Annotated in this window: 13 protein-coding genes; 8 read left to right on the plus strand and 5 right to left on the minus strand. The window is 73.2% G+C overall.

What is annotated here, in order from left to right:
• Window positions 1-521: 521 nt before the first annotated feature.
• Complete coding sequence (locus ORI94_RS14610; RefSeq protein ID WP_266075263.1) at window positions 522-992, plus strand: DUF5709 domain-containing protein; 471 nt, start codon at window positions 522-524, stop codon at window positions 990-992.
• 170 nt (window positions 993-1,162) lie between these two features.
• Window positions 1,163-1,417, plus strand: coding sequence for a type B 50S ribosomal protein L31 (locus tag ORI94_RS14615; protein ID WP_266075265.1), 255 nt, complete (start codon window positions 1,163-1,165; stop codon window positions 1,415-1,417).
• Window positions 1,418-1,484: 67 nt separating this feature from the next.
• On the opposite strand, the gene ORI94_RS14620 is transcribed toward ORI94_RS14615, so the two are convergent.
• Complete coding sequence (locus ORI94_RS14620) at window positions 1,485-2,279, minus strand: metal-dependent hydrolase (protein WP_266075266.1); 795 nt, start codon at window positions 2,277-2,279, stop codon at window positions 1,485-1,487.
• A 144-nt stretch (window positions 2,280-2,423) separates the two neighbouring features.
• Between ORI94_RS14620 and ORI94_RS14625 the strand changes: the two genes are divergently transcribed.
• Window positions 2,424-4,937, plus strand: a complete 2,514-nt coding sequence (locus tag ORI94_RS14625; protein WP_266075268.1) for a DEAD/DEAH box helicase — start codon at window positions 2,424-2,426, stop codon at window positions 4,935-4,937.
• Window positions 4,938-4,956: 19 nt separating this feature from the next.
• The gene (locus ORI94_RS14630; protein ID WP_266075270.1) at window positions 4,957-5,823 is read left to right on the plus strand and encodes an acyl-CoA thioesterase; all 867 of its coding nucleotides are present in this window, start codon (window positions 4,957-4,959) and stop codon (window positions 5,821-5,823) included.
• Here the strand turns inward: ORI94_RS14630 and ORI94_RS14635 are convergent.
• Both ORI94_RS14635 and ORI94_RS14640 read right to left on the minus strand, forming a co-directional pair.
• The gene (locus tag ORI94_RS14635) at window positions 5,760-6,827 is read right to left on the minus strand and encodes a DUF6397 family protein (protein WP_266075272.1); all 1,068 of its coding nucleotides are present in this window, start codon (window positions 6,825-6,827) and stop codon (window positions 5,760-5,762) included. The two genes, ORI94_RS14630 and ORI94_RS14635, sit on opposite strands and share 64 nt — an antisense overlap.
• Before the next feature lie 126 nt (window positions 6,828-6,953).
• Window positions 6,954-7,367: a roadblock/LC7 domain-containing protein gene (locus ORI94_RS14640; RefSeq protein WP_266075274.1), complete on the minus strand. Its 414-nt coding sequence runs from the start codon at window positions 7,365-7,367 to the stop codon at window positions 6,954-6,956.
• Between the two features lie 86 nt (window positions 7,368-7,453).
• Here ORI94_RS14640 and ORI94_RS14645 point away from each other — a divergent pair, with 86 nt between their 5' ends.
• Together ORI94_RS14645 and ORI94_RS14650 are read left to right on the plus strand one after the other, a co-directional pair.
• Complete coding sequence (locus ORI94_RS14645) at window positions 7,454-7,882, plus strand: PPOX class F420-dependent oxidoreductase (protein ID WP_266075276.1); 429 nt, start codon at window positions 7,454-7,456, stop codon at window positions 7,880-7,882.
• 161 nt (window positions 7,883-8,043) lie between these two features.
• Window positions 8,044-8,643 carry a class I SAM-dependent methyltransferase gene (locus tag ORI94_RS14650; protein WP_266075278.1) on the plus strand — a complete coding sequence of 200 codons (600 nt, stop codon included), beginning with the start codon at window positions 8,044-8,046 and terminating at the stop codon, window positions 8,641-8,643.
• A gap of 305 nt (window positions 8,644-8,948) precedes the next feature.
• Here the strand turns inward: ORI94_RS14650 and ORI94_RS14655 are convergent, their stop codons facing one another.
• Window positions 8,949-9,131 (minus strand): hypothetical protein, encoded by a 183-nt coding sequence (locus tag ORI94_RS14655; protein WP_266075280.1) that lies wholly within the window; start codon window positions 9,129-9,131, stop codon window positions 8,949-8,951.
• A gap of 401 nt (window positions 9,132-9,532) precedes the next feature.
• Between ORI94_RS14655 and ORI94_RS14660 the strand changes: the two genes are divergently transcribed.
• Both ORI94_RS14660 and ORI94_RS14665 read left to right on the plus strand, forming a co-directional pair.
• The gene (locus ORI94_RS14660; protein ID WP_266075553.1) at window positions 9,533-12,418 is read left to right on the plus strand and encodes a DEAD/DEAH box helicase; all 2,886 of its coding nucleotides are present in this window, start codon (window positions 9,533-9,535) and stop codon (window positions 12,416-12,418) included.
• Window positions 12,415-13,866 (plus strand): SWF or SNF family helicase, encoded by a 1,452-nt coding sequence (locus tag ORI94_RS14665; RefSeq protein ID WP_266075282.1) that lies wholly within the window; start codon window positions 12,415-12,417, stop codon window positions 13,864-13,866. The genes ORI94_RS14660 and ORI94_RS14665 overlap by 4 nt, the downstream gene beginning before the upstream one ends.
• Window positions 13,867-13,920: 54 nt before the next feature.
• Here the strand turns inward: ORI94_RS14665 and ORI94_RS14670 are convergent, their stop codons facing one another.
• Window positions 13,921-14,271, minus strand: coding sequence for a hypothetical protein (locus tag ORI94_RS14670; RefSeq protein WP_266075284.1), 351 nt, complete (start codon window positions 14,269-14,271; stop codon window positions 13,921-13,923).
• Window positions 14,272-14,425 lie beyond the last annotated feature (154 nt).

The following is a 14,425-nucleotide window of genomic DNA, read 5'->3' on the forward strand; positions in this document are numbered from 1 at the left end:
TCGGGGCCGGCTGCCGGAAGCCCGGGCAGTCGACGAGGCTCCCCGCACACGGGCTTCGCCGGCCGGCGCACGCTCGATGATGCGGAGGATCTGCAGCCGGGCGGGGTCGGCGACGGCCATGAGGACGAGGGCCGGACGCCCGGCCCCGGCCCGCTCGACGAGCAGGCACACGAGGCCGGGACCACAGGTCTCAGCCGTGGTCCGCCCGCTTTCCCCCCGCAGCGCGGGGGGCTGTGTGGTGGGCCGTGCGGCCGTGCCCGGGGGCCTGTCCCCCAGCCGCGGTGCGAGGCGGCCCGGGCGCGGGTTCGTCGGGTGTGCGGTCCGTCACCGGGTGCCGCCAGGTACGGGCCGTGCCGTTGCGCGGAGCCGAACCGGGGTGGAAGGGTGGAGTCAGGCACCGGCTCGGGGGACGCCCAAGTCTCCGGGGAACCGGGGTGCGGGTGACGCCAGTGCCCCGTACAGGCGCGGCCCGCAGCGGGCCATGGCGGGAACGGGCCCGTCCCCACCCCCTGGAGGTCCCCGTGAACAGAGCCGGCGGTTGGGGAGACGATGTCTACCAGCCCGACGGATCCGAGGTCCAGGACGACGCCGGACTGCTCGACGCCGAGGACACTCTCGAGAACGACGGCGTCGACGATCCCCTCGACCGGGGCTGGTCCCCTCCCGAGCGGCCATGGGCTGTGGAACACCGCGGGGTGACCGCGTCGGAGCGCAGGGCGGGCGAGACGCTGGACCAGCGGCTCGCCGAGGAGCTGCCCGATCCCGCCGCCTTCGACGGTGACGGCCTGGGCGACAGTGAGAGCACCGACGGCGAACTCCTGGACAACGAGGTCGGCACCGCACGCTCCGGCCGGCTCGTGGCTCCCGACGAAGGGGCGCACGAGGACGAGGAGGCCGCCCTGGTCGCCACGGACGTCGGCATCGACGGGGCGGCGGCCTCGGCCGAGGAGGCCGCCGTGCACGTCGTCGACGAGGACGACCTGCCCGGCTGACGCCACTGTTTCCCGGCCACCACGGCCGCCCGGGCGGTGCCGGCCGGCTGGCCCGCCCTCCGAACGGTCCCGGTGACCCGGTTCGCCCAGACCGTTTTGGCCGTCCGGACCGGCGGGGCCGATCACCTGGCACGCGCCGCACGCTCGCCCACCTCGCACGAGGAGCATCCATGCAGCAGGACAAGCACCCCGACTACCGCCCCGTCGTCTTCCGCGACCGGGCGGCCGGATACGCGTTCCTGACCCGGTCCACGGCGACCAGCGAGCAGACGATCGAGTGGGACGACGGCGAGACCTATCCGGTCGTGGAGGTGGAGATCTCCTCGGAGAGCCACCCCTTCTACACGGGAAAGGCCCGGACCGTGGACACGGAAGGACGCGTCGCCCGCTTCGAGCGCCGCTACGGCGGTGAAGGCTCCGGCTGAGCCGAGGACGGCGACCACCGGGTCGCGCCTGCGGCAGGGCGAGGGGCACAGCCCCTTCGTCCGCAGCTCAGATCAGGTTGAGCGCGGCCGCACAGCCCACGCCGCCGAGCAGCATGAACCCTGGCATCAGTACCTTGACCTCCACCCAGCTGCCCGCCCGGAACCGCATCGCCTTCGGCGGACCGAGGGGGTACCAGCGCTTGCGGCCCACCGGTATGGGCCACAGGATCGGGCAGCCGGAGATGGTCAGGGCGTCTCCGACGTCGTGCACCAGCGCTCCCAGGACGATCGGCAGCCCCAGCCACAGGTACTCCTGGCCCGGTGCCGTGAACAGCCAGTCGGCGCCGCTGCCCGGCTGGTCCAGAATGCCGGCGAGGATCCAGGCGCTGGTCGCGGCGAGCAGCCACACCAGGACCTCGCTGCTGGCGCCCCGGGTCGCCCGCCACAGCAGGCCCTCGATGGCCAGCACCATGTGGACGAAGAGGAGCGCCAGTACCGCCCACCGGCCGCCCGTGATCGCCAGTGCGGACGCGCCCCCTCCGATCAGGACCGCCCACAGCCACGTGTGGGTGAGGGTGCGGTGGCCGCCGGAGCGGCGCGGGTCGCCCGGTTTCCGGGTGGCCTTGTAGACGGCGTACGAGAGCTTGTCGACGATCTCGCACAGCCGCCGGGACACCGGCCCGAAGGACCTCGAGATCGTCGCCGCCTTGTGGTCCAGGTCCGGGGCGAGAGCGGCGCCGGCGCATATCAGTGCGCCGACCAGAAGCACCGGCCACGGCATCGGCTTCCCCGCGGCGGCCGTCGCCGCGCCCACTCCGAGCCATGCCGCGGCACCCGACAGTGAGTGTGCTGGTCCCATCATCCCGTGGCCCGCCCTGTTCTTCCTGTGCCGCTGTCCGGTTGACCAGGTGCGCTGCCGCCCCTTCGGCGCCACAGCGTAGCGTTCGCGATCTTCGTAACCGAATCCGATTCCCGCGCGGGGCCCGGCGGCAGGCAAGATGGGGGCGTGACCCTCATCGATCAGCTGCCGCCGACCGCCGACCCCGACGCCCTGTACGAAGCCTTCGAGTCCTGGTCCGGGGAACGCGGCCTCACGCTCTACCCCCACCAGGAGGAGGCGCTGATCGAGGTGGTCTCCGGGGCGAACGTGATTGTCTCGACACCCACCGGTTCGGGCAAGAGCATGATCGCGGCCGCCGCGCACTTCGCCGCGCTGGCGCGGGACGAGGTCACTTTCTACACCGCGCCGATCAAGGCGCTGGTGTCGGAGAAGTTCTTCGAACTGTGCAAGATCTTCGGCACGGAGAACGTCGGCATGCTGACCGGCGACGCGTCCGTGAACGCCGATGCCCCGGTCATCTGCTGCACCGCCGAGGTGCTGGCGTCGATCGCGCTGCGCGACGGCGGGAACGCCGACGTCGGCCAGGTCGTCATGGACGAGTTCCACTTCTACGCGGAGCAGGACCGGGGCTGGGCCTGGCAGATTCCGCTGCTGGAACTGCCCCAGGCTCAGTTCGTGCTGATGTCGGCGACGCTCGGCGACGTCTCCTTCTTCGAGAAGGACCTCGCCCGCCGCACCGGCCGCCCCACGTCGGTGGTCCGTTCGGCGACCCGGCCGGTTCCGCTGTCCTACGAGTACCGCTACACACCGCTCACCGAGACGCTCACCGACCTGCTGGCGGCCCGGCAGGCACCGGTGTACATCGTGCACTTCACGCAGGCCCAGGCGGTGGAGCGGGCGCAGGCGCTGATGAGCATCAACATGTGCACGCGCGAGGAGAAGGAGAAGATCGCCGACCTGATCGGCAACTTCCGCTTCACCACCAAGTTCGGCCGCAACCTGTCCCGCTACGTGCGGCACGGCATCGGCGTGCACCACGCCGGCATGCTGCCCAAGTACCGGCGGCTGGTGGAGAAGCTCGCACAGGCCGGTCTGCTGAAGGTCATCTGCGGTACGGACACGCTGGGCGTGGGGGTCAACGTCCCGATCCGCACTGTGCTGTTCACCGCCCTGACCAAGTACGACGGGAACCGGGTGCGCACGCTGCGGGCCCGTGAGTTCCACCAGATCGCGGGCCGGGCCGGACGGGCCGGCTTCGACACCGAGGGGTTCGTCGTCGCGCAGGCCCCCGAGCACGTCGTCGAGAACGAGAAGGCGCTGGCCAAGGCGGGCGACGACCCGAAGAAGCGCCGCAAGGTGGTCCGCAAGAAGGCTCCGGAGGGGTTCGTCGCCTGGTCGGAGCAGACCTTCGAGAAGCTCATCGGTTCCGATCCCGAGCCGTTGACCTCCCGCTTCCGGGTGACGCACACGATGCTCCTGTCGGTGATCGCCCGGCCCGGCAACGCCTTCGAGGCGATGCGCCGTCTCCTGGAGGACAACCACGAGCCGCGCAAGCAGCAGCTCCGGCACATCCGGCGGGCGATCGCCATCTACCGCTCGCTGCTGGACGGCGGCATCGTCGAGAAGCTGGACAGCCCGGACGCCGAGGGGCGGATCGTCCGGCTCACCGTGGATCTGCAGCAGGACTTCGCGCTGAACCAGCCGCTGTCCACCTTCGCGCTGGCCGCGTTCGAGCTGCTGGACCCCGAGTCGCCGTCCTACGCGCTCGACATGGTGTCCGTGGTGGAGTCCACGCTGGACGACCCGCGCCAGATCCTCGCGGCCCAGCAGAACAAGGCGCGCGGCGAGGCGGTCGCCCTGATGAAGGCGGACGGTGTCGAGTACGAGGAGCGCATGGAGCGCCTCCAGGACATCACGTACCCGAAGCCGTTGGAGGAACTGCTCTTCCACGCGTACAACACCTACCGCAAGAGCCACCCGTGGGTCGGTGACCATCCGCTGTCGCCGAAGTCCGTGGTGCGGGACATGTACGAACGCGCGATGTCCTTCACCGAGTTGGTGTCCCATTACGAGCTGGCCCGGACCGAGGGCATCGTGCTGCGGTACCTGGCCAGCGCCTACAAGGCCCTGGAGCACACCGTCCCGGACGACCTGAAGTCCGAGGATCTCCAGGATCTGATCGCCTGGCTGGGCGAGATGGTGCGCCAGGTCGACTCGAGTCTGCTGGACGAGTGGGAGCAGCTGGCCAACCCCGCGGAGATGACCGCCGAGGAGGCCCAGGAGAAGGCCGACCAGGTCAAGCCGGTCACCGCCAACGCGCGCGCCTTCCGTGTCCTGGTCCGCAACGCCATGTTCCGCCGTGTCGAACTGGCCGCTCTGGACCAGGTGGGCGCGCTGGGCGAGCTGGACGCCGAGGCCGGCTGGGACGCCGGCGCCTGGGGTGAGGCCATGGACAAGTACTGGGACGAGTACGAGGAACTCGGCACCGGCCCCGACGCCCGCGGCCCCAAGCTGCTGCTGATCGACGAGGAGCCGGACAACGGACTGTGGCGGGTCCGGCAGATCTTCGACGACCCGAACGGCGACCACGACTGGGGGGTCAGCGCCCAGGTCGACCTCACCGCCTCCGACGCGGAGGGCCGTGCGGTCGTCCGGGTCACCGATGTCGGCCAGCTGTGAACGCAGGAGCAATGTGCCCATGACGAACCCGACCGAGAGCCTCGTCGCCCTGCTCGACCTGGAGCAGATCGAGGTCAACATCTTCCGTGGCCGCAGTCCGCAGGAGTCGCTGCAGCGGGTCTTCGGCGGCCAGGTGGCCGGCCAGGCGCTCGTCGCCGCGGGCCGTACCGCGGAGGGCGACCGCCCCGTGCACTCGCTGCACGCGTACTTCCTGCGCCCCGGCCGGCCCGGGGTTCCGATCGTGTACCAGGTCGAACGGGTGCGGGACGGCCGGTCGTTCACGACCCGCCGGGTCACCGCCGTGCAGCAGGGCCGCACGATCTTCACTCTCACCGCCTCCTTCCACCAGCCTGAACAGGGGAGTTTCGAGCACCAACTACCGCCGGCCCGTGAGGTCCCGGATCCGGAGTCGCTGCCGACGGTCACGGAGGAGATCCGCGAGCATCTGGGCGAGCTGCCGGAGCAGTTGGAGCGGATGGCCCGCCGTCAGCCCTTCGACATCCGCTACGCGGACCGGCTGCGCTGGGACCCGGACGACGTCAAGGACGCCGAACCGCGCAGCGCCGTGTGGATGCGTGCGATGGGTCCGCTCGGCGACGATCCGCTGGTACACACCTGCGCTCTCACCTACGCCAGTGACATGACGCTGCTGGACGCCGTCCGGCTCCCGGTGGAACCCCTGTGGGGTCCGCGCGGCTTCGACATGGCGTCGCTCGACCACGCGATGTGGTTCCACCGTCCGTTCCGCGCGGACGAGTGGTTCCTGTACGACCAGGAGTCACCGATCGCCGTGGGCGGGCGCGGTCTGGCCCGGGGCCGGATCTACGACCGTGAGGGACGGATGCTGGTGTCCGTCGTCCAGGAGGGACTGTTCCGGGCGCTGTAGATCGCGGGCGGATCACCCCGGCCGGCGGGGCGGCGGGGCGGCGGGCAGCCGCCGCCCGAGCCACCGGGCAGCAGCCGCCGGGCGCCCGGTCCTCGTTTTCGGCCGCGCCGCCGGGCGGGCAGCGCGGCCGAACACCCCGCGTGGGCGCTCCGGCTCCCCGGGCATCGGCCCCGCCGGTGCGGCCCCGCCGGTGCGGGGCGGTGGGGGACGGGAGCCGGGCGGGGCGCCGGCCGGTGTTCGCGGGCCTGTGCCAGCAGTTGTGCCAGGTCCGCCTGGAGCCAGGCGATCTCGTCGGGGTCCTGGGCGGTCACGAGGGTCTCCGCGAGGACGGCGGCGGGTGAGCCCGGGGCTCCGCGGGAGGGCCGCCCGGGGCAGAACCGGCTGAGGTGGGAACGCTCGTAGGGGTCCCTGACCACCTCGGCCACGTGCGGTGGGGCGAGCAGGGAGGCGAGGGCTCCGGCGCGTGACCACGGGTCGGTGGCCCTTCGGAGCAGAACGGCCGCCCGGCGGGTGCGCCGGTTACGGGCCCGCAGGTCGAGGCCGGTGTCGAGCTGCCCCCTGAGATGGTCGGGCGTGCGGCCCCTCAGCAGCACGGTGTTCTTCTCGTCCGCCGTGAACTGCCTCAGCTCCTCGGCGGGACAGAGCCAGACCACGGCACGGTGGCGGTTGAGGCAGAACCTCGTGGGGACCAGCAGTCCCAGCCGGGCCAGGCACGTGAACCGGTCCTTCGTCACCCCCATGAGCAGCGCACCTTCTGTGGTGCCCACGGTCCTGACGCTCTCCCGCAGGGCCCTTGGGCGACCGGGACGGGCCCGCAGCCGTCGGAGTTCGCCACGGTCGACACGGCGGCCGGTGCCCGGTTCACCGGAGGTGACGCGAATCCGGCCGAGGTCCACGGCGAGGTCGAATTCCCCCGGCTTGAGGCCGAGTTCCCGTGCCACGCGATCTGCCGTGGCCCAGGAACCAACCGTCGCGACGTCATGTGTGGCGGTGTTTTCGGACATGCTCGTCTCCCCCGTGGAGTACGTGCGGCCGACGCCGTGTGCGCCGCCCGGAGAAAACCGTATCCGGTTCGCCACTCTTCGTGACAGATCTGTGGACAACTCCGCAGGGGTCGACGAACGTGCAGGTCAGTCGCCTACGGGGTCCTCGGGTTCCGGTCGGCGGGCGTCCACGTCCAGATGTTCGCCGACCCGGTTGACCAGCAGGGTCATCTCGTACGCGATCCGGCCGATGTCGGCCTCGGCCCCGCTGAGCACGCACAGGCAGCTGCCTGCGCCGGCCACGGTGACGAAGAGCACCGCGTCGTCGAACTCGATCATCGTCTGGCGCATCCCGCCCGCGCCGAAATGCTGTCCGGAACCCTTGGCCAGACTGTGCAGTCCGGACGACACGGCGGCCAAGTACTCCGCGTCCTCGCCTCGCAGCCCCGTGCTCCTCCCGGTCACCAGTCCGTCGTTGGACAGGACCAGTGCGTGCCGTACCTCCTCGACTCTCTGGGTCAGGTCGTCCAGCAGCCAGTCGAGTCCCCGGTTTTGCGCCATGCGGCGGATCCCCCCTTGCTCTGCCCCTGCAGATTCCTCCGCCAGCCTTCCCCACGACCGGGCGCCGGACAAGGAGGATAGGAGCCATGGGACAGAGGATGACCGACGAGGAATGGCGGGAGTTCGTCTCGTACGGAACCCGGACCGCCAAGCTTTCCACCGTGTGCGCCGACGGCAGTCCGCACGTGGCACCGGTCTGGTTCGTGCTCGACGGGGACGACATCGTGTTCAACACCGGCGAGGCGACGGTGAAGGGACACAACCTGGCCCGTGACGGGCGGGTCGCCCTGTGCGTGGACGACGACCGGCCGCCGTTCTCCTTCGTGGTGCTGCGGGGCCGTGCGCGGATCTCCGGGGACGCCGAGGACCTGGTGAGCTGGGCCACCCGGATCGCCGCGCGGTACATGGGCGAGGACCGTGCCGAGGAGTTCGGGGAGCGCAACGGCGTACCGGGCGAACTCCTCGTCCGCGTCACCGTCGAGAAGGTCCTGGCGGAGAAGAACCTCGCGGACTGACCGCCGGGCCGACCGCCGGGCCGGTGGCCGGATCCGCCGGCCCGATCCGGCGGCTCGGCGGCGCGCGTGATCGCGTACGGAGCGCGGGGGGCACGAGGGACGGGGGCGAGCCGCCGCGGGGCGCTGGGGGGCGGGCCGGCAGGTGGGGGATCATGCCGGACATGAGCGACGACCACACACACGTCCAGGAGTTCTTCACCGCACGCGCCGCCGACTGGGAACGCCGGTTTCCCGACGACGGTCCCGGCTACGCGGCCGCGGTCGCCGAACTCGGATTGCGCGAGGGTGACCGGGTCCTTGATGCCGGTTGTGGCACCGGGCGGGCCCTGCCCCCGCTGCGAGCGGCCGTCGGGCCCTCCGGAACGGTCCTCGGGGCGGATCTGACCCCGGCCATGCTGCGGGAGGCCGCACGGGCGGGACGGGACCGTGACACCACGCTGCTGCTCACGGATGTCGCCGCACTGCCGCTGCGTCCGGGGGCGCTCGACGCCGTGTTCGCGGCGGGTCTGATCGCACACCTGCCTCACCCGGCCGTGAATCTCAGGGAGCTGGCCCGGGTGGTGCGCTCCGGCGGGATGCTCGCGTTGTTCCACCCGATCGGCAGGGCGGCGCTCGCCGCACGCCAGGGCCGCACGATCACGCCGGACGACCTCCGCGCGGAACCCAACCTCCGTCCGCTGCTGGCTGGTTCGGGCTGGCGCATGACGTCCCACACCGACGAGGACACGCGGTTTCTGGCATTGGCCGTCCGGGAGGGCTGACCTGGTCGGGCCCCCCCCCCCCCCCGGGGCCCCCCGCGGCGGGGGGGGCGATCGAGGGGGGTGGTTCGCCCCGGCCGGGACGGAAAACCGCAGGCCCAGGTACGGGTACGGGGTCGTGACAAAGGGCTCGGGGCCGGATCGGTGTGCGCGCCGGGGGCACGGCGTCAGGCCGCCGGCGGGCCGAACGACCGGCAGGCCCGCGGACGGTGGCGTGGTCGACTCCTGCCGCCCCGGACGGTGCCGGGGCGGCGGCGCGGTAGCAGCGCCCGGCAGGGGCCCGGCCCTTCGGGACGGACCCCCGTGTCTCAGCGGCCCAGCTCCTTGCGCGAAACGCGGCGCAGCCTGCTCCGCTGCGAGGGGTCCAGGGCAAGGTACGCGGCGGCCGGGACTCCCAGGATGATCAGGAGCGCCGCCCACCAGGGCAGCCAGATGAGCAGGATGAGCCCGGCCGCCACACCTCCCGCGGCGATCTTGGCATTCTTCGACATGGTGTCGCCTCCTTCGCGGCCACTGCCGCTCTCTGTCGTGAGAACGGCCCCGCACTCCCGGCGGTTCCGACCGCACCCCTGAGACGTCCCTGAGGTTCACCCCTAGGGTTTCCCCGGAGGGCCGTCGTCGGCTCGCCGGACTCCCGGCCCGCCCACAGGCCGGCCGGGGCGGAGCACGACCGCGTGTCCATGGTGCCCCAGTTCACATCCCAGGCATACCCGGCCGACTGCGGCCGTGTTGTATCCTCGGCGACCCCACCTCCACTAGTCAAGTTTGATGAATCAAGGATTCCGTGATCGCTGCGCAGACGACTCCCGTGCCTCCCTCCCCCGCCCGGTACGCCGGCCTGGCCCGCTGCTCCGCCGTATTCGTACCCGGTGACCCCGCCCGTACCGGCCTCATGGCCTTCTGGCGGCCCGACGGGGCGGATCCCCCTGCCGTGGACACGGCACAGGTCGAGGACCTCACCGTCGTCGTGCCCGGCGGTGAGGGTGTGGCGGCGGCGGGCGTCCGTGCGGTCGTGCTGCCGTTGCGTGCCGCCCTGCCCGTCCTCACGCGTGCACGGGCCGGCGGTGACGGGCATCCCGCCCCCGTGTTCTGGGGCGCCGCCGCCCTGCACGCGCTGCGTCTGGTGGCGCGCGGTCTGCTGCTGCCGGGTCTGTCCCCGGCCGGCCACGACGCCTGGCGCGCGGGTCCGCTGGACGCCGAGGACGTGGAGGCGGTGCGCCGGCTCGCCGCCGCGATGCCGCCCGAGGCGCACGCCCAGCCGCTGGACGGCACCGGGCCCCTGCGGCTGCCCGACCCCGAACGGCTGCTGCGCTCCTTCCTCGACGCGGTCGCCGACACCCTGCCCCGCTCCCCCGCCGCGCCCCTGGTGACCGGCTCCCCCGCCTACGCCGTGCCCGAGCCCCAGCATCTGCCCGAACTGCGCGACTGGGCCGCCGACGTCGCCGCGGGCCACGACGCGGGCGTCCGCCTGTCGCTGCGCATCGAGGTGCACGGCCTCACCGACGCGTCAAAGGTCTGGGACGCACCGGAGGCGCCGGGGGGCACGGACCACGCCGCCCCCTCCGCCCACCCCACCGACGACAGCATCGGCGCCACGTTCCGGGCCGTGCTCCAGGTGCACTCCGTGAGCAATCCCGCGCTCGTCGCACACGCCACCGACGTGTGGGCCGGGACCGCAGAAGACCGGCACGGTCCGGCCGGACCGGCCGAGGGCTTCGGACCGCGGGCCCGGATGGGCACACTGCTCGCGCTGCGCCGGGCGGCCCGCGCCTGGGCCCCGCTCACGCCCCTGCTGTCGGCGACGGTGCCCGACGCGGTCGAACTCGCCGACGAAGAGGTCACCGAACTCCTCGGCGAGGGCGCGAGGGCGCTCGCGGCCGCGGGCGTCGACGTGCACTGGCCCAAGGAACTGACCCGCGGACTGACCACCCGCGCGGAGATCGGTCCCGCCGACGGGAGGCGGTCACCCGGCCGGGCAGGCTTCGAGGGCGCCTCCCGGCAACCGTCCTTCCTGTCGGCCGACGCGCTGCTCGCCTTCGACTGGTCGTTCGCCCTGGGCGACCGGACACTCACCCGCGCGGAGCTGGACCGGCTCGCGGAGAGCAAGCGGCCCGTCGTGCGGCTGCGTGACCGGTGGGTGCTGATCGACCCTCAGGAGGTGGTCCGCGCCCGCGCACGCCAGGACCACGAGGTCACACCTGTCGACGCGCTCGGGGCGGCCCTGACCGGCTCGGTGGAGGTGGACGGCCGCAGGTTCGAGGCAAGGCCCACCGGCTGGCTGGCGACCCTGCGGGACCGGCTCGCGGACCCCGGGTCCCAGGAGCCCGTCCCGCAGCCCGCGGCCCTCGCCGCCACCCTGCGGGACTACCAGCGGCGCGGGCTGAACTGGCTGGCCCACATGACGTCCGTGGGACTGGGCTGCTGTCTCGCCGACGACATGGGGCTCGGCAAGACGATCACCCTGATCGCCCTGCATCTGCACCGGCAGTCCGGCCCCGCGTCCGCCGGGCCCACCCTCGTGGTCTGCCCGACCTCCCTGATGGGCAACTGGCAGCGGGAGATCGAACGGTTCGCGCCCGGCACCCCGGTGCGCCGGTTCCACGGGGCGCGCCGCTCGCTGGCGGATCTGGCCGACGGCGAGTTCGTGCTCACCACGTACGGCACCATGCGTCTGGACGCCTCCCGGCTCGCCGAGGCGTCCTGGGGCATGGTCGTCGCCGACGAGGCGCAGCACGTGAAGAACCCGTACTCGGCGACGGCCCGGCAGCTGCGGTCCATCGGCGCACGCGCGCGCGTGGCGCTCACCGGCACTCCGGTGGAGAACAACCTGTCGGAGCTGTGGGCGGTCCTCGACTGGACGACGCCCGGCCTGCTGGGCCGGCTCGGGACCTTCCGCCGACGGTACGCGGACGCCGTGGAGGGCGGACAGGACCCTGCCGCGGCGGAGCGGCTGGCCCGGCTGGTGAAGCCGTTCCTGCTGCGCCGCCGCAAGGCCGACCCGGGTATCGCGCCCGAACTGCCGCCGAAGACGGAGACCGACCACGCGGTGCCGCTCACGCAGGAGCAGACGGCGCTGTACGAGGCCGTGGTACGTGAGGCCCTGGCCGAGATCTCCGGCACCTCCGACGTCTTCGGGCCCGACGGCATGGCGCGGCGGGGAGTGATCGTGAGGCTGCTGACCGGGCTGAAGCAGATCTGCAACCACCCGGCACAGTTCCTGAAGGAGGAGCGCCCGGTGATCGCGGGACGGTCCGGGAAGCTCGAACTGCTCGACGAACTCCTCGACACCGCGCTCGCCGAACGGGCCTGTGTACTGGTCTTCACACAGTACGTGCGGATGGCTCGGCTGCTGGAGCGGCACCTCGCCGGGCGGGGTGTGCCCTCGCAGTTCCTGCACGGCGGCACACCGGTCGCCGAGCGCGAGACGATGGTGCGGCGCTTCCAGGACGGCGAGGTCCCGGTCTTCCTGCTGTCGCTCAAGGCGGCGGGCACGGGACTGAACCTCACCCGTGCCGAGCATGTCGTGCACTACGACCGCTGGTGGAACCCCGCGGTGGAGGCGCAGGCCACGGACCGCGCGTACCGGATCGGGCAGACCCGCCCGGTGCAGGTGCACCGGCTGATCGCCGAGGGCACGGTCGAGGACCGCATCGCCGAACTGCTGGGCCGCAAGAGCGAGCTGGCGGACGCGGTGCTCGGCTCCGGCGAGGCGGCGCTCACGGAGCTGACGGACGCGGAACTGGCGGATCTGGTGGCACTGCGAGGGGGGCCGCGATGACCCGGTACGACGACGGTGACGGAGCCGGCGTGGAAGACACCGACGACTGGTACGAGCCCGAGGGAGCCCGGGCGGACGGGACCGGCCCGGACGAAACCGGCGGGAAGGGGGCCGACGGTGGGGCCGGCGTGGAGCGGACGTTCGCCGCACTGCCTGCCGCGCGGGGGCGTGGTTTCGCGCAGACGTGGTGGGGCCGGGCCTGGCTGACGGCGCTGGAGGGCACGGCGCTGGACGCCCAGCAGCTCACGGCGGGCCGCCGGCTCGCCCGCGCGGGAGCGGTCGGTGCCGTGTCCGTACGACCGGGGCGGATCACGGCCGTCGTGCGGGACCGTGACCGCACGGCACACCGCGCGGACGTGCTGTTGCGGGAACTGTCCGACGAACAGTGGGACCGCTTCCTGGACATGGCCGTCGAGCGGGCCGGGCATGTGGCGGCGCTGCTCGAGCGGGAGGTGCCGCCGCACCTGGTGGAGGACGCGGAGCTGGCCGGGGTCGACCTGCTGCCCGGCCCGGGCGGTCTGGAACCGGAGTGCGGCTGCGGGGCGTGGGACCACTGCGGTCACACGGCGGCGCTCTGCTACCAGGTGGCCCGGCTGCTGGACCAGGACCCGTTCGTCCTGCTCCTGGTCCGGGGACGCGGTGAACGCGCCCTGCTGGGCGCGCTCCGGTCCCGTGGCGGGCCGGCGTCCGCGGCCGCCTCCGGGGAGCGGTCCCGGCCGGAGGGCGTGGACGCGGCCGAGGCGTTCGCGGCCGGGGGCATCCGGCCCGCGCTGCCCGGCGTCGCCCCGCTTCCCGCGGAGCCGGGGGTGCCGCCGTCGCTGGACACGGACGAGCCTCCCGTCGCCGGGGTCCACCCTGCCGCCCTGGAGTTCCTCGCCTCGCGGACGGCCGCGCAGGCCCGCCGTCTGCTGGCGGAGGCGCTCCGGGACGGGCATGAGCGGCAGCCGGTGGCGCCGGAGCCGACGGTGGCGCGGGACGCGGTGCGGCTGGCCGCCGGTGAGCCTCCGCGCGCCGTGACGGACCGGCTCGCCGATGGTTCGGGCCGTGGCCGGGAAGGGCTGGCGGTGGCGGTACGGGCCTGGCGCCAGGGCGGGGCGGCGGCACTGGCCGTGCTCGACGAGGAGTGGGCGGTGGACGCCGGGACCCTTGCACGCGCGCGTGCCGCCCTGCAGTCGGCCTGGGCCGGGAGCGGCGAAGCCGAGCGGCCGGCGTTCCGGGTCCGCGCCAACCGCTGGACCCTCGACGGCGGTCGGATCCAGCTGCGTCTCGGGCGCGACGGCCGCTGGTGGCCGTACCGCAAGGAGCGCGGACGCTGGGTCCCGGTCGGAGCCGCCGCCCAGGACCCGGCGACGGCCCTGGCCACGGCGGACGCGGAGGATCCGGCGGAGCCTGGTACGCAGACCTGGGCGGGCGCGGGGACGCGTGCGGGGCGGCTCTTCGGGACGTAGTCCTCCCGAAGAGCCGCCCCGCCGGCCTCGTACGCCCTCGCGTTTCCGTTCGGTTCAGCGCAGCGCGGCCCCTCCCAGGGACGGCGGGAGCGATTCGAGGCCGCTCGGCAGGTTGCTGGGTACGTTGCTCGGAAGTTCGGTGGGCGGATCCCGCAGGCCGGTCGGCAGCAGGCTCTCCAGACCGCTGGGCAGCGCGCGCGGGAAGGCCGGGGGCAGTCCGGTGGGGAATCCGGACGGCAGCAGGCTCTCCAGGCCACTGGGGAGTTCGGACGGGACGCCCGGGGAAGGCTCCGGCGAGCCGTCGGTGCTGTTCCCGGTGGGCCGCTCGTCCGGCGCCCCGTCGTCTCCCGACACCATCAGCACGATCACGGCGGCGGCCACCACGGCCACGATCGTCGCGAGCACGATGAACAGGAGTCCCCGACGCCCGCCGGGGCCACGCCCCGGGCCGCCCCCGTCGTCGGGCGGGCCCGTCGGTGGAGGGGGCCCCTGGGGCGGCGGCGCACCGCCGTACGAGGGGGGCCGAAGCCGCCGCCCGGAGGCGGCGTGGCACCCGGCG

It is taken from the genome of Streptomyces sp. NEAU-W12 (genome assembly GCF_026242095.1).
In the GTDB taxonomy this organism is placed as follows: domain Bacteria; phylum Actinomycetota; class Actinomycetes; order Streptomycetales; family Streptomycetaceae; genus Streptomyces.